The following is a 20,545-nucleotide window of genomic DNA, read 5'->3' as shown; positions in this document are numbered from 1 at the left end:
CGGTGCCGCGTGCTGATCTCCACCCTGGCCGTCCTGCTCTGCTGCCTGCCGCCGCTGGCCCTGCTGGGGGCCTGGGCCGGGGGGCGCCCGGGCCTTGCCCGGCTGGTCCATGCCGGCACGGCGCTGGTGGCGGGGGGCTTCGCCCTGCTGGCCCTGGCCGCCCTGGTGGAGGGGGGGGAGGCGGCGCTGCTGCTGCCCTTCGGCCCGGCCTGGGCGCCGCTCAGCCTCGCGCTGGACGGGCTTTCGGCGTGGTTCCTGCTGCCGCTCGGCCTGTGTGGCCTGGCCTGTGGCGCCTATGGCTGGCGGCACGAGGCGGTGGCGCCCGCGCGCCGGCTGGCGGCCTGGCCGCTCTTCCTGGCCGGCATGGCGCTGGCGCTGCTGGCGGGGGATGGCTTCACCCTGCTGCTCGGCTTCGAGGGCATGTCGCTCGCCTCCTGGGTGCTGGTCGCCGCCGGGCAGGCGCCCGCCGGTTCTGTTTCTGCCGGTTCTGTCCCCGCCGGTTTCCCCGCGGCCGGGCCCGCCCCGGCGGAGGAGGAGGGCGCGGCGCGGGCGGCGGCGGGGCTTTACCTCGGCTTCGCGCTGTTCGGCGCGGCCTGCCTGCTGCCGGCGGTGGGGCTGCTGGCGGGCCTCGCGGGGGATCTCTCCTTCGCCGCGCTGCGGCAGGCGCCGCCGCAGGGCGGCGTGGCCTGGGTGGTGCTGGCGCTGGTGGTGCTGGGCGCCGGCTCGAAGGCCGGGCTGGTGCCGCTGCATGGCTGGCTGCCGGTGGCGCATCCGGTGGCGCCGGCGCATGTCTCCGCCCTGATGTCGGCGGTGATGACCAAGGTGGCGCTCTATGTCGCGGCGCGGCTGCTGCTCGATGTCGGCGGGCTGGGGCAGGGGCTGGGCTGGGGCGTGCCGCTGCTGGCGCTGGGCGCCGCCTCCGCCCTGTTCGGCGCGCTGCGCGCCACGCAGGAGGGCGATATCAAGGTGCTCCTCGCCTGTTCCACCATCGAGAATGTCGGGCTGATCGCCATGGCCTTTGGCCTGTCGGCGCTGCTGCGGGCGGCCGATCTCGGCGCGCTGGCGGCGCTGGCGGCGGCGGCGGGGCTGCTGCATGTGCTGGGCCATGCCCTGGCCAAGACGCTGCTCTTCCTGGTGGCGGGGGAGGTGCAGCACGGTGCCGGTTCCCGCCGGATGGACCGGCTGGGCGGGCTGATCCACGCCATGCCGAAGGTGGCGCTGGCGGCGCTGGCCGGGGCGGCGGCGCTGGCGGCGCTGCCGCCGCTGGCCGGTTTCGCGGCGGAATGGCTGCTGTTGCAGGCGCTGCTGGCCTCCTGGCGGGTGGGCGAATTGGGGGTGCAGGTGCTGGCGGCGGCGGCGGTGGCGCTGCTCGGCATGGCGGCGGCGCTGGGGGCGGTGGCGATGCTGCGCTTCTGGGGCCTCACTTTCCTTGGCCGGCCGCGCGCGCCGCGCACCCTGGGCGCCAGCGAGGCCGCGCCGCTGCCGCGCGCCGCGCTCTTCCTGCTGGCCGGGCTGGGCGCCGCCGTGGGGCTGCTGCCCGGCGCCCTGCTGGCGCTGGGGGGGGAGGCGGTGGCCCGCCTTTCTGGTCATGCCGGGGGGGTGGCGCTGGCCTCGGCCTGGGCGGTGGCGGCCTCGCCCTCCGCCTCGGCCTATCATCCGCTCGGGCTGGCGGTGCTGCTGCTGGTGCTGTTCGTGGCGGTGGTGCTGGCGCTGCGCTGGCTCTCGCCGCGTGCCTCGGTGCGCGGCCCGGCCTGGGATTGCGGCTTCGTCGCGCCGCCGCCGCACCTGCCCTTCGGCGACCCCGGCACGCAGCCTTCCGCCGCCGGATTCGCCCAGCCGCTGCTGCGGATGCTCGGCACCAGCCTGCTGGCGGCGCGGGAGCGCGCCACCCTGCCGCCGCCCGGCGACCCCGCCCCGGCGCGGCTGGACAGCCACTGGCAGGACCCGGTGCTGCCCGCCCTGCTGCCGGCCCTCGCCCGCTGGCGCGATGCGCTGGTGATCCGGGCGGAGCGGCTGCGCGACCTCCCGCTGCGCCACCTGCTGATGCTGGCCTTCGGCACGCTGCTGGCGCTGCTCGCCCTGCTGGCCTGGGTGGGGCCGGGCGGGGGGGCGGGGGCATGATGGCCGCGCTGCTCACCCAGGCGCTGCATCTGGCGCTGATGCTGGCGCTGGCGCCGCTGCTCACCGGGCTGCTGCGCTGGCTGAAGGCGCGCATGCTGGGCCGGCGCGGGCCTTCGCCGCTGCAGCCCTGGCGCGACCTCGTGAAGCTCTGCCGCAAGCGGCCGGTGCTGGCGGAGAATGCCTCGCTCGTCACCTCCATCGCCCCCTATGCCGCCTGCGCGGCCACGCTGCTGGCGGCGGCGCTGGTGCCTGGCTTCACGCGCGGCATGGCGCTGGGCGGCCTGGCGGATCTGCTGCTGCTGGGCGGGCTGCTGGCGCTCTCCCGCGCCGCGCTGGCGCTGGCGGCGATGGATATCGGCAGCGCCTTTGGCGGCCTCGGCGCCGCGCGGGAGATGAGCTTCGCCGTCTTCGCCGAGCCGGCCTTCCTGCTCTGCGTCATGGCCTTCGCCATCCTGGCGGGGGGCACCAATCTCGATGCCATCGGCGCCGCGCTGCAGGATGGGGCGCTGGGCCTGCGCGTCTCGCTCGCCCTGGCGCTGGTGGCGCTGCTGGCGGTGGCGCTGGCCGAGAATGGCCGCATCCCGGTGGACAACCCCGCCACCCATCTGGAACTGACCATGGTGCATGAGGCGATGCTGCTGGAGGCCTCCGGCCGCCACCTCGCGCTGTGGGAGATGCAGGCGGCGCTGCGGCTGCTGCTCTGGCTCTCGCTGCTGGCGGCGCTGTTCCTGCCCTTCGGCATGGCGGAGGCGGCGGAGGGGCCGCTGGCCTGGGCGCAGGGGCTTGGCCTCTGGCTGGCCAAGCTGGCCGGGTTGGCCCTGGCGCTGGCGGGCTTCGAGAATGCCATCGCCAAGATGCGCGTCTTCCGCGTGCCGGAGTTCCTGGGCGCGGCGCTGCTGCTGGCGCTGCTCGGCGTGGTGTTTCTGTTCCTGTCCACGGGGCTGGCATGAGCTTCGGCCAGATCCCCTATGATGTCGCGCATCTGCTGGGTGGCGGCATGCTGCTCAGCGGCTTCGTGCTGCTCTACCAGCGGCGCCTCGCGGCGATGACGGGAGCCTTCGCGGCGCAGGGGGCGCTGCTGGCCCTGGCCGTGGCGTGGCAGGGCTTCATCCAGGAGGAGCCGGGCCTTTTCATCAGTGCCCTGGTGGCGGCGGCGGTGAAGGCGGTGCTGATCCCGCTGGCGCTGCGCGCCTTCATCCTGCGCCTCGGGCTGCAAAGGCGGGTGGAGCCGGGCCTGGGCATTGGCGCCAGCCTGATCGCCGGGGTGGCGCTGGTGGCGCTGGCCTGCCTCGTGGTGCTGCCGGCCACCGCCGGCGCGGCCGCGCTGCTGCGGGAGGACCTCGCCATCGCGCTCTCCGTCGTGCTGCTTGGCCTGCTGATGATGGTCACGCGGCGCCACGCCATTGGCCAGGTGGTGGGCCTGCTCAGCCTGGAGAACGGGTTGGTGCTGGCGGCCTCCGGCGTGCAGGGCATGCCGCTGGTGGTCGAGATCGCCACGGCGGCGCTGGTGCTGGTGCTGGCTGGGGTGGCCGGGTTCTTCGTGCTGCTGCTGCGGGAGCGTTTCGAGTCGCTCGATCTCTCGCTCCTGCACCGCCACCGCGGAGAGGGCGAATGATTTTTTTTCAGTTGGGAGGAGCAGGAACCTCAGGTTCCTATTTTCAGTTGGGAGGCGCAGGAACCTCAGGTTCCTATTTCCAGTTGGGAGGTGCAGGAACCTCAGGTTCCTGCTGGGGGTCCAGGGGGCAAGGCCCCCTGGTGCCGGGGATATCGGATGCCTGACCTGCTGATCGCCCTGCCTTTCCTGGCGGCGCTGCTGCTGGCCCTGTGGCCGTCGCCGCTGCTGAACATCGCCGCCGCGCTGGCGGGTTTTCTCCTGTCGCTGACCCTTCTCACCGCCCCGCGCGAGGTGGAGGGCCTGCTGCTGCTGGATGCGCTGAACCTGCCGCTGGTGCTGCTCTCGGCGTTCATTGGCCTGACCACGGCGATTTTCTCCGCCGCCATGCTGCCGGCCGAGGGCTTCTCGCCGCGCGCCGCCCGCGCTTATCACGCGGCCTTCCAGGCGTTTCTCGGCGCCAATTACCTGGCCCTGCTGGCCGATAATCTCGGCCTGATGTGGGCGGCGATCGAGGGTGCCACGCTGGCCACGGTGCTGATGGTGGCGCTGCACCGCGGCGCGGCGGCGCTGGAGGCGGCGTGGAAATTCCTCATCCTCTGTGGCGTCGGCATCGCGCTGGCGCTGTTCGGCACCATTGTGCTGGGCCTCGCCGCGCAGCCCTATACGGGTGGGGGGGAGGGCGCGCTCTCCTTCACCGCGCTGCTGCGGGTGGGGCGGGAGGCCGACCCGGCCCTGCTCTCCCTGGCCTTCATCTTCCTGCTGGTGGGCTATGGCACCAAGGCGGGGCTGGCGCCGCTGCATTCCTGGCTGCCGGATGCCCATGCCGAGGGGCCGGTGGCGATGTCCGCCGTGCTCTCCGGCCTGCTGCTGAACGCGGCGCTGCATGCCATTCTGCGCGCCCGCGCCGTGGTGGCGCTGAACGAGGCGGTGCTGCCCCCTGGCGCGCTGATGGCGGGGATGGGGCTGCTCTCCCTGCTGCTGGCGGCGCTGGCGCTGTGGCGGCGGCGCGATGCGCGGCGTTTCCTGGCCTGGAGCAGCATCGAGCATATGGGCCTGGCTGCCTTCGCCTTCGGGCTGGGCGGGCCGGCGGCGCTGGCCGGGGTGCTGCACATGCTGGGCCATTCGCTGGTGAAGAGCGCGCTGTTCTTCCTGGTCGGCCGTGCCACGCTGCTGAAGGGCAGCCAGCGGCTGGAGGATCTGCGCGGGCTGGTGGCGGGGCATCCGGGGCTGGGCTGGGCGCTGGTGCTGGGCTTCCTGGCGATCGCCGGGCTGCCGCCTTTTTCGCTGTTCTCCAGCGAGTTCCTGATGATCCAGCAGAGCGCGGCGCGGCTGCCCTGGCTGGCGCTGCCGCTCGGCCTCGGGCTGCTGGTGGCGGCGCTGGCGCTGCTGCGGGCGATGCAGGCGCTCTGCCTTGGCCCTGCCACGCCCGATGCGCGGCCCCCCGCGCCCGCCTGGGGTGGAAGCTGGGCGGTGCTCGGCCCCGCCTGGGCGCATCTGCTGGCAGCGCTGGTGCTGGGGCTGGCGCTGCCGGCGCCGCTCGCCGCCCTGCTGGCCGAGGCCGCGAGGATCGCCGGATGAGTCCTGTTTCCGCTTCCGCTTCCGTGTCCGCCCTCGACCTGATCCGCGCCGCGCCGGCCGCCACGCCTTTCCGGCATGTGCTGGATGCCGCCGCCTGGGCCGCGCTGCCGGCCGCGCTGTCGGCTCCCCTGGCCGCTGCTCCTGCCGCTGCCCCGGACCTGGCTTTCCTGGGCCTCTGGCCGGGGGTGGGGGAGGTGCATGCCGCCTTCCACCCGCCGGGCGAGACGGCGCCGCTGATCGCCAGCACGGCGGTGGCGGAGGGCGGGGCCTATGCCGCGCTCTCCCCCGCGCGCCCGGCGGCGGCGTGGTTCGAGCGCGCGGTGGCCGACCTGACCGGCTGGCAGGCGGCGGGCGGGGTGGATGGGCGGCCCTGGCTGGAGCATGGGCGCTGGCCGGTGCTCACCCCGCTCGCCGCCCGCCCGCCGCGCCGCACGGGGGAGGTGCCGCAGCCCGTCTTTCTCACGGCGGAGGGCGAGGGGGTGCACCAGATCCCGGTCGGCCCCATCCATGCCGGGGTGATCGAGCCGGGGCATTTCCGCTTCCACGTCCAGGGCGAGATGATCCTGCGGCTGGAGGCGCGGCTGGGCTATACGCACAAGGGCGTGCTGGGGCTGCTGCGCGGGCGCTCGCCCCGGCTGGCGGCGCCGGTGGCGGCGCGGCTCTCGGGCGATTCCACGGTGGCGCATTCCTGGGCCTTCGCCATGGCGGCGGAGCGTGCCACCGCCACCACCCCGCCGCCGCGCGCCCTGCTGCTGCGCGGCGTGATGGCGGAGCTGGAGCGCATCGCCAACCACCTGAATGATTGCGGCTTTCTCTGCAACGACGCCGCCTTCGCCTGGCCGCATGCCCGCTTCGGCGCGCTGCGCGAGATGGTGCTGCGCGCCGCCGCCGCCGCCTTCGGCCACCGGCTGATGATGGGCCTCGTCATCCCCGGCGGGGTGGCGCGCGACCTGACGCCGGAGGGGGCGCGGCTGCTCGCCGATGCGCTGGCCGTGGTCGCCGCCGAGCTGCCCGCGCTGCGCGGCGTGATGGAGCGCCATGCCAGCCTGCAGGACCGCCTGGCCGGCACGGGCATCCTGCGCCCGGAACTGGCGGCGGGCTTCGCCGCCGGCGGCTATGTCGGCCGTGCCTCGGGCCGCGATGCCGATGCGCGGCGGGATTTTCCCTATGCGCCCTATGACGCCGCCGGCCTCGCCATTCCGGTGCTGGAGGCGGGGGATGTGGAGGCGCGGCTGCTGATCCGCCTCGCCGAGCTGGAGGAAAGCCTGCGGCTGGTGCCGGACTTCCTGGCGCGGCTGGCGCCGGGGCCGCTCCAGGCGCCGCTGCTGCCGCGCGCCGGGGAGGGCTGGGGCATGGTGGAGGGCTTCCGCGGCGAGGTGCTGTGGTGGCTGCAGCTGGGCGATGACGGGCTGATCCGCGCCGCCTTTCCGCGCGACCCCTCCTGGCTGCACTGGCCTTTGCTGGAGGCCGCGGTGGAGGGCAACATCGTCGCCGACTTCCCGTTGTGCAACAAGAGCTTCAACGCCTCCTACAGCGGCGTGGACCTGTGAGGCAGGAGGCCCCCCGATGCTGTGGCCCAGACTGGCGCGCACCCTCTTCCGCCGCCCGCTGACCGACCCCGCCGCGCCGCCGGCGGAGGAGACGGTCTCCGCCCTGGCCGCGCGGCTGGATGCCACCGCCCGCGCCCGGCTGGGCCGCAGCCTGTCCATCCGGCAGGTGGATGCCGGCTCCTGCAATGGCTGCGAGCTGGAAATCGCCGCCCTGCAGAACGTGGTCTATGACCTGGAGCGCTTCGGGCTGCGCTTCGTCGCCTCGCCGCGCCATGCCGATGTGCTGCTGGTGACCGGCCCGATGGCGCGCAACATGAGCGAGGCGGTGCAGCGCGCCCATGCCTGCATGCCGGAGCCGGGATGGGTGGTGGCGGTGGGCGACTGCGCGCTGGATGGCGGCGTCTTCGCCGGCAGCTACGCGGTGGAGGGCGGCACGGCGGCGGTGCTGCCGGTGGACCTGCTGATTCCCGGCTGCCCGCCGAGTCCCGCCCTGCTGCTGGAAGGGCTGCTGACGCTGCTGGAGGCCGAGGCCCGCCCGGCCCCGCCCCCCGCCCCGCCCGCGCCCGCCCCGGTGGAGAGGGAGGAGGCCCCGGATCTCGGCTGGGTCTCCCCCGCCTCCTATCCGCGCCCGGCGACGGGGGAGGCCCCCGCCACCGGGGTTGCCGCCGCTGGAATCGCCGCCGCCGGGGGCGCCGCCGAGGCATCCGGGGCGGAGGAGGTCCCCCCCGCCGCCATGGTCGGGGAGGAGGATGCCCCGCCGGATGGCCTCTCCACCGGGGAGCCCCCCGCCCGGCCCGTGCCGCCGGAGGCCGCGCCTTCCCCCGCCCTCGAGGAGGAGGAAACGCCGTGGGACGATGTCCTGTCCTGGGATGAGAAGGCCTGGGACGAGAAGGCCGGCGGCGAAGGCGGCGGGGATGGGCCGATGGCCGGGGATGGCAGGCTGGAGGGCCAGCAGGGCGGCGGGGTGGGTGCGGAGTCGCCGCCCGGGCCGTCGCGCCCGGCGGGGCCACCGCCCGCCGCGCCGGAATAAAAAAAGGCCGACCGGATTGCTCCGGTCGGCCCTAGCGGCCGCCCCTCGCGGGGCCAGGCCGACCGGCGGCGGACTGCCGGGAAATAAGACCGCCGCCGAATTCCTCTCAGCCCGTGGTGCGCGGCGTGCGGCGGGCGCGGGCAGCGTGCTGGCGGTGGCGCTTGCCGGCGCTCGCATGCTGGCGGTGGGTGGTGCTGCGCTGCGCGTGGTGGCGGCGGCGCTGCTGGGTGGACACCTGCTGGGTATCCCCGCTGGCCGTGGTCTGGGTGCTGGCGGTGCGGGCCTCCGCGGTCCCGGACAGGCTCAGCGCGGCGATCGGCGCGGCCAGGGCGAGGGCAGCAACAAGGATGCGAAGCGGGCGAAGCATGTTTGGCAATTCCTGATTGGGGAGCGTCTCAACCCCTGTGGCCATCTTGGCCGGGGGGTCTTCTCGCCATGATGGGCCAGGGCTGAATTAGCGTTAATGAATCGTTCCGGGAATGCCAGATTTCTGGACGCGCCTGCCCGGGCCGCTCCCGCGCGGCCATGCCGCCGGGCCACGGGAGATTCTTCCTGAAGGCGGGTGCCTGGGGCAGCAAAGCCCCCCTCGGGCCTCCCCTCGGCCCGAGGTTTCCCACGGCTTCTCAGAGCAGGCAGAGGGCCTGCAATTCGCGCCGCAGCGCCTCGGGCAGGGCGGAGATGCCGGTGGCGTCGGCCGCGGCGCTGGCGATGTCGGGGGGCGCGGCCTCGGGGGCGAGGTAGCGCCAGCCCTGGAAGGGCTTCACCGGCCGGGCGGCGACGGCCACCAGCTCCGGGTCCAGCACCAGGGCGGCGTGGGGCGTGCCGTCATCGCCGGCTTCCTCGCGGATGTCGAGGATGCGCTGGCGGACGCAGCAGAACCCGGCCACCACCCAGTAGAGCGAGCCGCTGCCGATGATCTCGGGCGCCCGCTTGGGAAACTGGCGCGTGAGATGGCGCAGGGGAGGGTCCAGCAGAGCCCGGCGCGCCTGCCCCTCGCGGAGCGACGCCACATCCCTCGGCCCCACACACAGCTTCAAAATATTCATTTTTCTTTCGGGCTGCCGCCGTCTTGTTGTGAGGTGGGCCGCTTTTTTCAGGCTGCCGCCGTCGGGCTTCGAGGTGGGCCGCTTTTCTTTCGGGCTGCCGCCGTCGGGCTTCGAGGTGGGCCGCTTTTCTTTCGGGCTGCCGCCGTCGGGCTTCGAGGTGGGGCGCGGTGTGGAAGCGGCAAGGCTTCGGGAAGGGTTTTACCGTGTTGGCGGCCGCCTGGGGAGAGGCGGCCCTGTGCCCCCGTACTGTGCCCCCGTGCCACGATCCGCCGGGTGGCCTGCCGTGTCCCGCCTCCCCACGGGACGGCGGCAGCCCGAAAGAAAAGATTGAGGGGAGGGGGGAAGGGGGGTATCGGGCGGCATCGGCGCCGGGCCCGCGGGCGGGCGCGCTAGGAAAAGGACGTGCAGAGATGGGCTATCGTGTCGCGGTCGTCGGCGCCACCGGCAATGTGGGGCGCGAGATGCTCAAGACCCTCGCCGAGCGGGAATTCCCGGTCAGCGAGGTGATCGCGCTGGCCTCGGGCCGTTCGGCCGGGCGGGAGGTCTCCTTCGGCGAGAATGCCGTGCTGAAGGTGCAGAACCTGGAGACCTTTGATTTCAAGGGCGTGGATATCGGGCTGTTCTCGCCGGGTGCCTCGGTCTCGGCCGTGCACGCGCCGCGCGCGGCGGCGGCGGGCTGCGTCGTGATCGACAACACCAGCCATTTCCGCATGGAGCCGGATGTTCCCCTGGTGGTGCCGGAGGTGAACCCGCAGGCGCTGCAGGGCTTCCGCAAGCGCAACATCATCGCCAACCCGAACTGCTCGACGATCCAGATGGTGGTGGCGCTGAAGCCGCTGCATGAGATCGCGCGCATCAGGCGGGTGGTGGTGTCCACCTATCAGTCCGTCTCGGGCGCGGGGAAGGAGGCGATGGACGAGCTCTTCACCCAGACCCGCGGCATCTATGTGAATGACGCGGCGACGCCGGAGGTCTTCACCAAGCCGATCGCCTTCAACTGCATCCCGCACATCGACAAGTTCCTGGAGGATGGCTTCACCAAGGAAGAGTGGAAGATGGCGGTGGAGACGCGCAAGATCCTGGACCCGGACATCCAGGTGGTGGCGAGCTGCGTGCGCGTGCCGGCCTTCATCGGCCATGGCGAGGCGGTGCATGTGGAGTTCGAGGGGCCGATCACCGTGCAGCAGGCCTGGGCGGCGCTGCGCGAGGCGCCGGGCATCACCGTGCTCGACCGGCGCGAGGATGGCGGCTATGCGACGCAGGTGGACATCGCCGGTGAGGATCCGGTCTTCGTCTCGCGCCTGCGGGCGGACCCGACGGTGCCGCATGGCCTGGCCTTCTGGTGCGTGGCGGACAATCTGCGCAAGGGCGCGGCGCTGAACGCCGTGCAGATCGCCGAGGAGCTGGTGCGGCAGGGCCTGCTGGCGAAGCAGGCGGCCTGAGGCGCGGCCTCACGCAGGCGTGTCGGATTGCGGCGGCCCTGCCATGCGGGCGCCGCATCCGCGCCGCGCATCCCGGCGATCCCTTGTGGCGTTGAGAGCACCACAAGGAGGTTCTGAGATGCGCAAGACCCTGTTTCGTGTGGGGCTGCTGGCGGGGCTGGGACTCGGCCTCGCGGCCTGCACCGACCCTTATAATCCTGGCCAGCGCGCGATTGGTGGTGGCTTGCTGGGGGCTGGCGCGGGCGCTGGCATTGCCAGCGTGACGGGCGGCAATGCCGGCACGGGCGCGCTGATCGGCGGTGCGCTGGGTGCTGTGGGCGGTGCCGCGACGACGCCGCAGCGCCCTTACTACCACGGCTACTAACCCTTTGATTCTTTGTAGTTCAGCCCGCGCTTTTTCACAGGCGGGCTGTCTCTGAAAGGTTTTTTGGTTCTTTTTTCCAAAAAAGAACCCTTTCTTTCGGAGGAATCCGCCCGATCCGGGCGGAACTGGCCGCGCTGTCCGGAGATGGGCGGCGCGGCGCCTGTTGTTGGAGTGGCAAACGATGCATGAGCAATGTTTCATGCGGTGAGCCACCGCCGCTTTTTTGCAGCGCAGTGCCTTAACCTTTGCTTTTCCCTACCGTGTCATGGAGGGGTCTGCGCGTTGACGCTCATGGGCGCTGCACCATAAAAGGCTGCATCGCTCCTGTCCGGTCTCTGCCCAGACCGGAGCGTCGGGGCGTCTCAAAATGTGGCGGAGCGGGATCGGTCCATGTCGAGTATGAAAGACGCGCGCGAGGCGACGATGGTGGGTCGCCGCACCGACGGAACGCGCGTGAGCCGGCCTCTGTCGCCGCACCTTCAGGTCTATGACATGACGCGCATCACCAGCGCCATGTCGATCATGCACCGCGCCACGGGCGTGGCCTGGTCGGTCGGCCTGCTGGTGCTGGCCTGGTGGCTGCTGGCCGCCGCGGCGGGGCCGAAGGCCTTCGCCGCCGTGCAGTGGTTCCTCTCCTCCTTCCTCGGCATGCTGATGCTGTTCGGCATGACGGCTGTGGCCTGGTACCACACGCTGGCGGGGATCCGGCACCTGGTGTGGGATGCGGGGCACGGCTTCGACCTGCCGACCACCTACCGCACCGGCCGCGCCGTGCTGATCGGCACCGGCGTGCTGACCGTGCTGACCTGGCTCATCGTCATCATCGCCTGGGGCTGAGGAGCGGCATCATGAGCGAGAAGCAGACCACCGCCATTCGTATGGAATCCGCCCTTGGCCGCGTGCGCGGCCTGGGCTCTGCCAAGCAGGGCACGCATCACTGGTGGATGCAGCGCGTCACCTCGATGGCGCTGCTGCCGCTGACCCTGTGGTTCGTCCTCTCGGTGGCCACCCTGGCGGGCAAGAGCCATGAGGCGACCCTCGCCTGGATCGCCCACCCGCTGAACGCGACGCTGCTGCTGGCCTCGATCGGCCTATCCTTCCACCACGCGGCCGCCGGCCTGCAGGTGGTGATCGAGGACTATGTGCGCGGCGAGATGCCGCGCATGTTCTCGATCCTGGCGGTGAAGGCGGCCTGCTGGCTGTTCGGCCTGCTCTCCGCCATCGCGGTGCTGAAGATCGCGCTCTGAACCGGGCCCGGCCCGGCGCGTGCGGGGTGTGGCACAATCCACCCTTGGCAAGCGCCGGTTCGGCCTATCTGACGCTACAGCTTTCTGGAATGGCGGCTGCCCCCTGCGCGCGCCGCACCTCTGACGGAAGATCGGGACGATGAACGCGATCACCATGCCCTCCTCGGGCGCCTACCGCGTGGTGGACCACACCTACGACGTCGTCGTGGTGGGGGCCGGCGGCGCCGGCCTCCGCGCGACCTTCGGCATGGGTGCGGCCGGCCTCAAAACCGCCTGCATCACCAAGGTCTTCCCGACGCGCAGCCACACCGTGGCGGCGCAGGGCGGCGTGGGCGCGGCCCTCGGCAACATGGGCGAGGATGACTGGCGCTGGCACATGTACGACACCGTCAAGGGGTCGGACTGGCTGGGCGACCAGGACGCCATCGAATACATGTGCCGCGAGGCGGTGCCGGCCATCATCGAGCTGGAGCACTTCGGCGTGCCCTTCAGCCGCACCGAGGATGGCAAGATCTACCAGCGCCCCTTCGGCGGCCACATGCAGAACTATGGCAAGACCCCGGCCATGCGCGCCTGCGCCGCGGCCGACCGCACGGGCCATGCCATCCTGCACACGCTCTACCAGCAGTCGCTGAAGCATAACTGCGAATTCTTCGTCGAGTATTTCGCACTCGACCTCATCATGGAGGAAGGCGCCTGCCGCGGCGTCATCGCCTGGTGCCTTGAGGATGGCTCGATCCACCGCTTCCGCGCCCAGACCGTGGTGCTCGCCACCGGTGGCTATGGCCGCGCCTATTTCTCCTGCACCTCCGCCCATACCTGCACGGGCGATGGCGGCGGCATGGTGCTGCGCGCCGGCCTGCCGCTGCAGGACAATGAGTTCGTGCAGTTCCACCCCACCGGCATCTACGGCTCCGGCTGCCTCGTCACCGAGGGCGCGCGCGGCGAGGGTGGCTACCTCACCAATTCCGAGGGCGAGCGCTTCATGGAGCGCTACGCGCCGACGGCGAAGGACCTCGCCTCGCGCGACGTCGTCTCCCGCGCCATGTCGATGGAAATCCGCGAGGGGCGCGGCGTCGGCCCGCTGAAGGACCATATCCACCTGCACCTGGAGCATCTGGGCGCCGATCTGCTGCATGAGCGGCTGCCCGGCATCTCCGAGACGGCGAAGATTTTCGCCGGCGTGGATGTGACGAAGGAGCCGATCCCGATGCTCCCGACCGTCCACTACAACATGGGCGGCATTCCCACGAACATCCACTGCGAGGTGCTGGCCGCCACCGGCACGGACCAGGACAAGGTCGTCCCCGGCCTGATGGCGGTGGGCGAGGCGGCCTCCGTCTCCGTCCATGGCGCCAACCGCCTGGGCACCAACTCGCTGCTCGACCTCGTGGTGTTCGGCCGCGCCGCCGCGCTGCGCGCCGCCGCCACCATCAAGCCGGGCGCCACCCAGGCGCCGCTGCCGCCCAAGGCCGGGGAATTCGCCCTCGACCGCCTGGACAAGGTGCGCCACGCCAAGGGCGATACCTCGGTGGCCGAGCTGCGCCTCTCCATGCAGCGCACCATGCAGACCCACGCCGCCGTCTTCCGCACCTCCGAGCTGCTCAAGGAAGGCTGCGAGAAGATGGCGAAGGTGGCCGCCTCCTATGGCGACATCCGCATCAAGGATCGCAGCCTGATCTGGAACAGCGACCTGATGGAGGCGATGGAGCTGGACAACCTGATCGGCAACGCGCTGACCACGGTCGTCGGCGGCGAGGCCCGCCACGAGAGCCGCGGCGCCCATGCCCATGAGGATTATCCGGAGCGCGACGACGCCAACTGGATGAAGCACACCCTCGCCCGGGTGGATGAGAACTACAAGGTCACGCTCGACTATCGCGACGTGAAGATGCGGACCCTCACCAACGAGGTCCAGGTCTTCCCGCCCAAGCCGCGCGTCTACTGAGGAAGGAGCGGGTACAAGATGGCCACCTTCACGCTTCCGAAGAATTCGACGATCGGCACGGGGCAGACCTACAAGGCCGAGCCCGGCGCCAAGAACGTCAAGAGCTTCAAGATCTACCGGTTCGACCCGGATACCGGCGAGAACCCGCGCTACGACACCTACGAGATCGATCTCGACAAGTGCGGCCCGATGGTCCTGGACGCGCTGATCAAGATCAAGAACGAGGTGGACACCACGCTGACCTTCCGGCGCTCCTGCCGTGAGGGCATCTGTGGCTCCTGCGCCATGAACATCGACGGCATGAACACGCTCGCGTGCCTCAAGCCGATCGAGGATGTGCAGAAGAAGGACGTCCGCATCACCCCGCTGCCGCATATGCCGGTGGTGAAGGATCTGGTGCCCGACCTGTCGCACATCTATGCGCAGCTGCGCTCCATCGAGCCCTGGCTGAAGTCCGACACCCCGCCGCCGCCGGATGAGGAGCGCCGCCAGTCCAAGGATGAGCGCGCCAAGCTGGACGGGCTGTGGGAGTGCATCCTGTGCTTCTGCTGCTCCACCTCCTGCCCGTCCTACTGGTGGAATGGTGACCGCTACCTGGGCCCCGCCGTGCTGCTGCAGGCCTATCGCTGGATCGCCGACTCGCGCGACGAATACACCGGCCAGCGCCTCGACAACCTCGAGGACCCGTTCCGCCTGTATCGCTGCCACACCATCATGAACTGCGCCGCGACCTGCCCGAAGGGGCTGAACCCGGCCCAGGCCATCGGCAAGATCAAGCAGATGATGGTCGAGCGCCAGGGCTGAGCCCTGGCGGCTCCGCCGACGAAAAACCCGCCGGGGCGACCCGGCGGGTTTTTTGTTGCCGTGGCGGGAGGCGCCGGGGCCTAGCGGGCGGCGGCCACCTGGGTGGTGGCCTGTGGCCGGCGGGCCGGGCTGGCCTGGGCGCTGCGCGTCGCCGGGGCGGGGCAGGCCTCGGCGCCATAGGGGTTGGTGACCTTCTGTTCCAGCGAGAGGCTGGCCAGGGCGGGCAGCCCCTGCTGCGCCAGGGCCTGCCGGAAGAGCGGCGCGGCGTTCTGGCAGAAATGCGAGCCCTGGCGGATGCCCTCCTGCGACTGCGCATTGGCCAGGGTGGTGATGTAGTTGTCCAGTTCCCGCTGCCCGGCGCCGCCATGGACGCGGCGGAAATGCCCCGCCACCTGTCGCCAGGCCGTGCCCAGCTCCTGTTTGTTGCGGGTGACGAAGGCGTTGTAGTCGTCATGCTGCCCGCAGGAGAGGGCGACGACCATCAGCTGGCTTTGCAGGGCGCGCACCGCCAGGGCGGCCTGTTCGGCCGGTTGCAGGCAGGTTTGCGCGGTGGCGGGCAAGGCGATGCTGGCGGCGAGGCCAAGCCCCGCGAGAAACCGCTGGAGAGGTGCCATGGGGAGGCGGAGCCCTTTTTGCCGGTGCCTGGGGAGGGGCGTGGCCGCCTCTCCGTTACGAGGCTAGATCAGGCCGGACCCGGTGCGAAGCGGTTCCGGAATGATGGCAGGGCAATCCCTGAGCGGGTGTGGCAAATGTGCCGCGCGAAGGAAATAAGGGTAGAGTCTTCTTTTTCTGAAGAAAAAGAAGCAAAAAGACTTTCTTTCAGTTTGGCGTGCCGCTTCAGGCCTGAGGCGGGACGCCAACTGAAAAAAGTTTTTTGGTTCTTTTTTGCAAAAAAGAACCGCTTCGCTGGATGCGCCTGCGTCAGGCGATGATGTCAGGAACCAGCCGGCTTTCCAGCCAGGCGATTTCATCCTTCAGCTTGAGCTTGCGCTTTTTGAGGCGCTGAAGCTGGAGTTGGTCCGTCAGCGAGCCATCGAGGCGCAGGATGACGGTGTCAAGATCACGATGCTCGCTGCGGAGTTCGTGAAGACGGCGGAGCAGGCTGTCTCGGTCGGCCAGGATGGGCCTCATGGGTTGGTCGGTTTGAGTCGCATCTGGACAGGCAAACGCCATATCATGTCCTGGCGTGGTCGCACAGCATGGTCTGACCATCTGCTCCGTTTCCGCCGCGGTGCGGCGTTTCGGGGACACGGCAGGCAAGGCTCGGCGGCCCGCCCCGGTGGGGGGCGGATGCAGGCCGAATCCAGTGCCTGGCCCAGTATCCTCCACCGGTCATGAAAAACCTCTGGAGGATCGCGTGCCGATGATGCAACAGCCACGCTTGCGCAGCCTGCAGGAGCGCCATGCCAACCTGGAGCGCCAGATTGCCGAGGAGGGCAGCCGTCCGCAGCCCGATGCCGGCACACTGGGCCGCCTGAAGCGCGCCAAGCTGCGCCTGAAAGAGGAAATGCAGCGTCTGACCAGCGCGCGCTGAGCGCGGCAGGACGCTGACGGTTCGCAGGCCGGCAGAAGCTGGCCCGGACAGAGTTCGGCCGGAAAATCCGGCTGGCGGGCCCGCCGGGGATGCATCCCGGCGGTGCCTTGCCAACCCGTGCGGTGCGGGACAGCGCGGGGCGCGGGGCAGGCGGGAGATCTGGTTTTCCGCCTAGGTCACGCCGCCGCCCGGGCCTATAACCGCCCACCTTTTCCCTGGAGCAAGACCCCCGGCATGGACGCCTCGGATATCACGCGGGTGCAGACCTATCTGCGCCGCCTCTTCGGCACGGACCGCATCAACCTCATCCGCCCGGCGCGGGCCGGCCTCTCGGTGGAGGTGGCGGTGGAGGATGAGGTGATCGGCACCCTGCACCGCGACACCGAGGATGGCGAGATTTCCTATTCGGTCCACCTCACCATCCTGGAGGAAGACCTGCCGCCGCCGCCCAAGGCGGCCGCGCCGGCGCCCCGCCGCCGCTGAGCGGAGGGCATGAAAAAAGGCGGCCCGCCCTTCCGGCGCGGCCGCCTTTTTCATGACCCGTGCGGTGCGGCCTGGGTTCAGGCTGTGTCAGTTCAGGCCGCGTCCTCATCCTCCGGCGGGGGGAGGGGGGCGGAGGGGTTGCCGCCGGCGGCGGTGATGGCGGCGTTCAGGTCGGACTGGCTGCACAGGCCGAGGATCACCGGGTCGCGCGGCTTGATGTTGGCGCTGTTCCAGTGCGTGCGGTCGCGCACCTTGGCGATGGTGTCCTTGGTGGTGCCGAGCAGCTTGCCAACCTGCGCTTCCGAGAGCTGCGGGTAGTTGCGCAGCAGGAAGGCGATGGCATCCGGCCGGTCATTGCGCTTGGAGACGGGGGTGTAGCGCGCGCCCTTGCCGCGGCTCTTGGGCAGCGGCGTGGCGGTCTCCAGCAGGCGCAGGCGGGCATTCGGGTCGGCCTCGCAGCGGAGGATCTCTTCCCGGCGCAGCTGGCCGTTCTGGATGGGATCGTAGCCGACAATGCCCTGCGCCACTTCGCCATCAGCGATCGCCTGCACCTCCAGCGGATGCATGCCAACGAAGTCGGCGATCTGCTCGAAGCTCAGGGACGTCTTCTCGATGAGCCACACAGCGGTGGCCTTCGGCATCAGCGGCAGGGTCATCGGAAACCTTACGAGTCGGTCGGGCAGGCCGCGAGGGCCGCCCCAGATGCCGTTGCATATAGAGAGAGGGAAGGGAGGGGTCAAAGCCCGAACACCCCAGGGCAGCCCCCGCTTCGGACAAATCCTCGTCCGGAGCGGTGTTTTCAGGGGTCTCCGCCCCTGTCCCCCCGTATTTCCCTTGGGGACCCCGCCACCCGTTGGCACCAAACTGCACGCGGGGTCCGGGGTGGCCGTGCCACCCCGGCGGAGGGGTCTGGGGAGGCGGAGCCTCCCCAGAGAGTCTTCTTTTCGTTTGGGGAGGCGGCGCCTCCCCAGGCTTGGCGTATAGGGTGCCGCCCCATATCGTTCCGCGGGATCATCACGCGGGATGGAGGCGAATCATGGCGGGGCGGCAAGTGGCGGTGGTGTTTGGCGGCACGGGCTTCATCGGCCGGCACCTGGTGCCCCGGCTGGCGCGGCAGGGCTATGAGGTGCGCGTTGTCACCCGCGACCCGGAGGCGGTGCGGGCGCTCACCACGCAGGGGCAGCTGGGGCAGATCGTGCCGCTCTCCGCCCGGCTGGGGGAGGAGGCCTCGGTGGCGCGGGCGGTGGCCGGCGCGGCGCTGGTGGTCAACCTCATCGGCATCCTGGCGGAGAAGCGGGCGGGGGATTTCCAGCGCCTGCAGGGGGATCTGCCCGGTTTCATCGGCCGCGCGGCGGCGGCGGCCGGGGTGGCGCGGGTGGTGCATGTCTCGGCCATCGGTGCCGACGCGGCCAGCGCCAGCGCCTATGCCCGCAGCAAGGCGGCGGGGGAGGCGGCGCTGCGCGCGGCCTTTCCGGCGGCGACCATTCTGCGCCCCTCGATCATCTTCGGGGCCGATGACCAGTTCTTCAACCGCTTCGCCGGGCTTGCGCGCAACCTGCCGGTGATGCCGGTGGTCTGTGGCGGGACGCGCTTCCAGCCTGTCTATGTGGGCGATGTGGCGGAGGCGGTGGTGGTGGCCGCCGCCCGCGCGGACACGGCGGGCCAGACCTATGAGCTGGGCGGCCCGCGCGTGGCCAGCTTCCGCGAGCTGATGGGCTATGTGCTGGAGGTGACGGGGCGGCCGAAGCGGCTGGTGCCGCTGCCGGATGCGCTGGTGGCGTGGCAGGCGCGTCTGGGAGAGTTGCTGCCCAATCCGCCGCTGACGCGGGACCAGCTGGTGCTGCTGCGCAGGGACAATGTGGTGTCGCCCGGGGCGCCGGGCTTCGCGGCGCTGGGCCTGGTGCCGCAGGCGATGGAGGCGGTGGTGCCGGATTATCTGGCGCGGTTCCGGCCTGGGGGCGGGCGGCGGGCTGCGCTGGTCTGACCGGAGAAAAACCCCCGTATCGGACCTATTACCCCAAAGGCTCCGGTGGGATGGTAAGGCTAAAGAAAGAAACACGTGCGATTAAGTCAGCAACGCTGACATTTCGGCGCATTTAGGACTCGCAACGCCTCTTCAACTATGCCAAAGCTGCGCCAGCCGGGGTGAAAACCCCGCCTGGCCTGCTGCGGCCCGGCGGCTGCGCCTCTCCCGGCGCTTTGTTGTCCCTTCCTGCCCGAAGGACCGTGCCCGATGGCCGAACGCATGCTGCAATTCGTGCGACTTTCGCAACAGACGCCCGATAAGCGCGCGGCCGCCGAGCGAAAAGCCGATTTCGGTGAAATCTATCAGCGCTTCAGCGCCGAGCGCGCGACCGAGCAGGCCAGCCGCTGCTCGCAATGCGGCGTGCCCTTCTGCTCGATCCATTGCCCGCTCAACAACAACATCCCGGACTGGCTGAAGCTGACCGCGGAAGGCCGGCTGGAGGAGGCCTATGAAATCTCCTCCGCCACCAACACCTTCCCCGAGATCTGCGGCCGCGTCTGCCCGCAGGACCGGCTCTGCGAGGGCAACTGCGTCATCGAGAAGGGCTTTGACAGCGTCACCATTGGCGCCGTCGAGAAATACATCACGGACACCGCCTGGGAGCAGGGCTGGGTCAAGCCGCCCACCCCGGTGCGCGAGCTGGCGCATTCCGTCGGCATCATCGGCGCCGGTCCGGCCGGCCTCGCGGCGGCGGAGCGGCTGCGCGCGCGCGGCTGGCAGGTCACCGTCTATGACCGCTATGACCGCGTCGGCGGCCTGCTGATCTACGGCATCCCCAACTTCAAGCTGGAGAAGGAGGTCGTCCTCCGCCGCGCCGAGCAGTTCGCCAAGGGGGGCATCAACTTCGTCCTCAACTGCCGCGTCGGCGAGGATATTTCCCTGGCCGAGATCCGCGCCAAGCATGATGCCGTGCTGATCGCCACCGGCGTCTACAAGGCGCGCGACATTGGCGGCCCTGGCGCCAATCTGGGCGGCATCGTCCCGGCGCTGGAGTATCTGACCGCCTCCAACCGCGAGAATCTCGGCGACCATGTGCCGGAATTCGCCAATGGCACGCTGAACGCGGCGGGCAAGCGCGTCGTCGTCATCGGCGGCGGCGACACAGCGATGGACTGCGTCCGCACCGCCATCCGCCAGGGCGCCGCCGCCGTCACCTGCCTCTACCGCCGCGACAAGGCCAATATGCCCGGCTCGATGCGCGAGGTGGCGAATGCCGAGGAGGAGGGCGTGCACTTCTCCTGGCTCTCCGCGCCGGAGGGCTTCGAGGGGGAGAATGGCGTCGTCACCGGCGTGCGCGCGGTGAAGATGCATCTCGGCCTGCCCGACGCCACCGGCCGCCACCAGGTCGAGCCCATCCCCGGCAGCGGCTTCACCGAGCCGGCGGACCTCGTCATCAAGGCGCTGGGCTTCGACCCGGAGGACCTGCCGACCCTGTTCGGCGAGCCGGGGCTGACCGTCAGCCGCTGGGGCACGCTGACCATCGACCGGCGCAGCATGATGACGAAGCTCGACGGTGTCTTCGCCGCCGGTGACATCGTGCGCGGCGCCTCGCTCGTCGTCTGGGGCATCCGCGACGGGCGTGACGCCGCCGACCAGATCGAATCCTACGTGCTGGCGAAGGCTTCCTCGCCGGCGCTGGCGGCCGAGTGATGGGCGCGGCGCGGCTCGCCCCCGCGCTCGGCGCGGTGCTGCTGCTGGCGGGCGCCGCCCTGCCGGTGGCGGCGCAGCCGGCGCCCGGCGACCAGGCGCCGCCGGCC

The 20,545-nt window shown here is 71.0% G+C and carries 20 protein-coding genes and 1 pseudogene; 16 read left to right on the top strand and 5 right to left on the bottom strand.

The genetic code is table 11. The features are described from left to right. The first annotated feature begins 9 nt into the window (after window positions 1-9). The 6 genes and pseudogenes from NON00_RS15390 to NON00_RS15365 form a co-directional block, all read left to right on the top strand. Window positions 10-2,121, top strand: a complete 2,112-nt coding sequence (locus tag NON00_RS15390) for a proton-conducting transporter membrane subunit (RefSeq protein ID WP_256022576.1) — start codon at window positions 10-12, stop codon at window positions 2,119-2,121. Continuing rightward, window positions 2,118-3,071, top strand: coding sequence for a respiratory chain complex I subunit 1 family protein (locus NON00_RS15385; RefSeq protein WP_370688725.1), 954 nt, complete (start codon window positions 2,118-2,120; stop codon window positions 3,069-3,071). The genes NON00_RS15390 and NON00_RS15385 overlap by 4 nt, the downstream gene beginning before the upstream one ends. Further along, window positions 3,068-3,736, top strand: a complete 669-nt coding sequence (locus NON00_RS15380; protein WP_256022574.1) for a hydrogenase-4 component E — start codon at window positions 3,068-3,070, stop codon at window positions 3,734-3,736. The genes NON00_RS15385 and NON00_RS15380 overlap by 4 nt, the downstream gene beginning before the upstream one ends. A 156-nt stretch (window positions 3,737-3,892) precedes the next feature. Further along, on the top strand, window positions 3,893-5,314 hold the full coding sequence (locus NON00_RS15375; RefSeq protein ID WP_256022571.1) for a proton-conducting transporter membrane subunit: 1,422 nt from the start codon (window positions 3,893-3,895) through the stop codon (window positions 5,312-5,314). Continuing rightward, complete coding sequence (locus NON00_RS15370) at window positions 5,311-6,864, top strand: hydrogenase expression protein HypE (RefSeq protein WP_256022569.1); 1,554 nt, start codon at window positions 5,311-5,313, stop codon at window positions 6,862-6,864. Before NON00_RS15375 ends, NON00_RS15370 begins: the two co-directional genes overlap by 4 nt. A 16-nt stretch (window positions 6,865-6,880) precedes the next feature. Then, window positions 6,881-7,396 (top strand): annotated as a pseudogene (locus NON00_RS15365) (NADH-quinone oxidoreductase subunit B family protein); the annotation flags it as partial. Between the two features lie 604 nt (window positions 7,397-8,000). Here NON00_RS15365 and NON00_RS15360 read toward each other — a convergent pair. Beyond that, complete coding sequence (locus tag NON00_RS15360) at window positions 8,001-8,261, bottom strand: hypothetical protein (RefSeq protein WP_256022567.1); 261 nt, start codon at window positions 8,259-8,261, stop codon at window positions 8,001-8,003. 256 nt (window positions 8,262-8,517) lie between these two features. Next, window positions 8,518-8,940: a DUF1489 family protein gene (locus tag NON00_RS15355; protein WP_305123375.1), complete on the bottom strand. Its 423-nt coding sequence runs from the start codon at window positions 8,938-8,940 to the stop codon at window positions 8,518-8,520. 410 nt (window positions 8,941-9,350) lie between these two features. Here NON00_RS15355 and NON00_RS15350 point away from each other — a divergent pair, with 410 nt between their 5' ends. The 6 genes from NON00_RS15350 (at window position 9,351) to NON00_RS15325 (ending at window position 14,745) form a co-directional block, all read left to right on the top strand. Further along, window positions 9,351-10,382, top strand: a complete 1,032-nt coding sequence (locus NON00_RS15350; RefSeq protein ID WP_256022562.1) for an aspartate-semialdehyde dehydrogenase — start codon at window positions 9,351-9,353, stop codon at window positions 10,380-10,382. Window positions 10,383-10,500: 118 nt separating this feature from the next. Beyond that, window positions 10,501-10,746 carry a hypothetical protein gene (locus tag NON00_RS15345; protein ID WP_256022559.1) on the top strand — a complete coding sequence of 82 codons (246 nt, stop codon included), beginning with the start codon at window positions 10,501-10,503 and terminating at the stop codon, window positions 10,744-10,746. A gap of 390 nt (window positions 10,747-11,136) precedes the next feature. Next, window positions 11,137-11,583 (top strand): succinate dehydrogenase, cytochrome b556 subunit, encoded by a 447-nt coding sequence (gene sdhC / locus NON00_RS15340; RefSeq protein ID WP_256022557.1) that lies wholly within the window; start codon window positions 11,137-11,139, stop codon window positions 11,581-11,583. An 11-nt stretch (window positions 11,584-11,594) separates the two neighbouring features. After that, window positions 11,595-11,993: a succinate dehydrogenase, hydrophobic membrane anchor protein gene (gene sdhD / locus NON00_RS15335; protein WP_256022555.1), complete on the top strand. Its 399-nt coding sequence runs from the start codon at window positions 11,595-11,597 to the stop codon at window positions 11,991-11,993. A 139-nt stretch (window positions 11,994-12,132) separates the two neighbouring features. Further along, entirely contained in the window at window positions 12,133-13,941 is a 1,809-nt protein-coding gene (sdhA, locus tag NON00_RS15330; protein WP_256022552.1) for a succinate dehydrogenase flavoprotein subunit, read from the top strand. A gap of 18 nt (window positions 13,942-13,959) precedes the next feature. Beyond that, window positions 13,960-14,745: a succinate dehydrogenase iron-sulfur subunit gene (locus tag NON00_RS15325; protein ID WP_256022550.1), complete on the top strand. Its 786-nt coding sequence runs from the start codon at window positions 13,960-13,962 to the stop codon at window positions 14,743-14,745. An 80-nt stretch (window positions 14,746-14,825) separates the two neighbouring features. Here NON00_RS15325 and NON00_RS15320 read toward each other — a convergent pair whose 3' ends face one another. Further along, window positions 14,826-15,359 (bottom strand): hypothetical protein, encoded by a 534-nt coding sequence (locus NON00_RS15320; RefSeq protein WP_256022548.1) that lies wholly within the window; start codon window positions 15,357-15,359, stop codon window positions 14,826-14,828. Window positions 15,360-15,666: 307 nt separating this feature from the next. After that, window positions 15,667-15,867, bottom strand: coding sequence for a DUF465 domain-containing protein (locus NON00_RS15315; protein ID WP_256022623.1), 201 nt, complete (start codon window positions 15,865-15,867; stop codon window positions 15,667-15,669). Window positions 15,868-16,108: 241 nt separating this feature from the next. Between NON00_RS15315 and NON00_RS15310 the strand changes: the two genes are divergently transcribed. Both NON00_RS15310 and NON00_RS15305 read left to right on the top strand, forming a co-directional pair. Then, window positions 16,109-16,279, top strand: coding sequence for a YdcH family protein (locus NON00_RS15310; RefSeq protein ID WP_256022621.1), 171 nt, complete (start codon window positions 16,109-16,111; stop codon window positions 16,277-16,279). 234 nt (window positions 16,280-16,513) lie between these two features. Next, complete coding sequence (locus NON00_RS15305) at window positions 16,514-16,762, top strand: DUF3126 family protein (protein WP_256022544.1); 249 nt, start codon at window positions 16,514-16,516, stop codon at window positions 16,760-16,762. 92 nt (window positions 16,763-16,854) lie between these two features. On the opposite strand, the gene NON00_RS15300 is transcribed toward NON00_RS15305, so the two are convergent. Further along, window positions 16,855-17,418 carry a DUF1013 domain-containing protein gene (locus tag NON00_RS15300; RefSeq protein WP_256022540.1) on the bottom strand — a complete coding sequence of 188 codons (564 nt, stop codon included), beginning with the start codon at window positions 17,416-17,418 and terminating at the stop codon, window positions 16,855-16,857. A 380-nt stretch (window positions 17,419-17,798) separates the two neighbouring features. Between NON00_RS15300 and NON00_RS15295 the strand changes: the two genes are divergently transcribed. Next, window positions 17,799-18,746 (top strand): NAD-dependent epimerase/dehydratase family protein, encoded by a 948-nt coding sequence (locus NON00_RS15295; RefSeq protein WP_256022538.1) that lies wholly within the window; start codon window positions 17,799-17,801, stop codon window positions 18,744-18,746. A 249-nt stretch (window positions 18,747-18,995) separates the two neighbouring features. Next, on the top strand, window positions 18,996-20,438 hold the full coding sequence (locus NON00_RS15290; RefSeq protein ID WP_256022536.1) for an NAD(P)-dependent oxidoreductase: 1,443 nt from the start codon (window positions 18,996-18,998) through the stop codon (window positions 20,436-20,438). Window positions 20,439-20,545 lie beyond the last annotated feature (107 nt).

The organism is Roseomonas sp. GC11, assembly GCF_024437745.1.
Taxonomy (GTDB): Bacteria; Pseudomonadota; Alphaproteobacteria; order Acetobacterales; family Acetobacteraceae; genus Pseudoroseomonas.
Note: the sequence above shows the minus strand (reverse complement) of the source record. Positions and strands in the feature narration are given on the sequence as shown.

What these genes read in the sequence shown, in the direction of transcription:
- NON00_RS15295 (WP_256022538.1), top strand. Translation starts at nt 17,799, where the DNA reads ATGGCGGGGCGGCAAGTGGCGGTGGTGTTTGGCGGCACGGGCTTCATC.
- sdhD (WP_256022555.1), top strand. Translation starts at nt 11,595, where the DNA reads ATGAGCGAGAAGCAGACCACCGCCATTCGTATGGAATCCGCCCTTGGC.
- NON00_RS15325 (WP_256022550.1), top strand. Translation starts at nt 13,960, where the DNA reads ATGGCCACCTTCACGCTTCCGAAGAATTCGACGATCGGCACGGGGCAG.
- NON00_RS15320 (WP_256022548.1), bottom strand. Translation starts at nt 15,359, where the DNA reads ATGGCACCTCTCCAGCGGTTTCTCGCGGGGCTTGGCCTCGCCGCCAGC.
- NON00_RS15370 (WP_256022569.1), top strand. Translation starts at nt 5,311, where the DNA reads ATGAGTCCTGTTTCCGCTTCCGCTTCCGTGTCCGCCCTCGACCTGATC.
- NON00_RS15360 (WP_256022567.1), bottom strand. Translation starts at nt 8,261, where the DNA reads ATGCTTCGCCCGCTTCGCATCCTTGTTGCTGCCCTCGCCCTGGCCGCG.
- NON00_RS15300 (WP_256022540.1), bottom strand. Translation starts at nt 17,418, where the DNA reads ATGACCCTGCCGCTGATGCCGAAGGCCACCGCTGTGTGGCTCATCGAG.
- sdhA (WP_256022552.1), top strand. Translation starts at nt 12,133, where the DNA reads ATGAACGCGATCACCATGCCCTCCTCGGGCGCCTACCGCGTGGTGGAC.
- NON00_RS15305 (WP_256022544.1), top strand. Translation starts at nt 16,514, where the DNA reads ATGGACGCCTCGGATATCACGCGGGTGCAGACCTATCTGCGCCGCCTC.
- sdhC (WP_256022557.1), top strand. Translation starts at nt 11,137, where the DNA reads ATGTCGAGTATGAAAGACGCGCGCGAGGCGACGATGGTGGGTCGCCGC.
- NON00_RS15350 (WP_256022562.1), top strand. Translation starts at nt 9,351, where the DNA reads ATGGGCTATCGTGTCGCGGTCGTCGGCGCCACCGGCAATGTGGGGCGC.
- NON00_RS15310 (WP_256022621.1), top strand. Translation starts at nt 16,109, where the DNA reads ATGATGCAACAGCCACGCTTGCGCAGCCTGCAGGAGCGCCATGCCAAC.
- NON00_RS15345 (WP_256022559.1), top strand. Translation starts at nt 10,501, where the DNA reads ATGCGCAAGACCCTGTTTCGTGTGGGGCTGCTGGCGGGGCTGGGACTC.
- NON00_RS15375 (WP_256022571.1), top strand. Translation starts at nt 3,893, where the DNA reads ATGCCTGACCTGCTGATCGCCCTGCCTTTCCTGGCGGCGCTGCTGCTG.
- NON00_RS15290 (WP_256022536.1), top strand. Translation starts at nt 18,996, where the DNA reads ATGGCCGAACGCATGCTGCAATTCGTGCGACTTTCGCAACAGACGCCC.
- NON00_RS15355 (WP_305123375.1), bottom strand. Translation starts at nt 8,940, where the DNA reads ATGAATATTTTGAAGCTGTGTGTGGGGCCGAGGGATGTGGCGTCGCTC.
- NON00_RS15385 (WP_370688725.1), top strand. Translation starts at nt 2,118, where the DNA reads ATGATGGCCGCGCTGCTCACCCAGGCGCTGCATCTGGCGCTGATGCTG.
- NON00_RS15380 (WP_256022574.1), top strand. Translation starts at nt 3,068, where the DNA reads ATGAGCTTCGGCCAGATCCCCTATGATGTCGCGCATCTGCTGGGTGGC.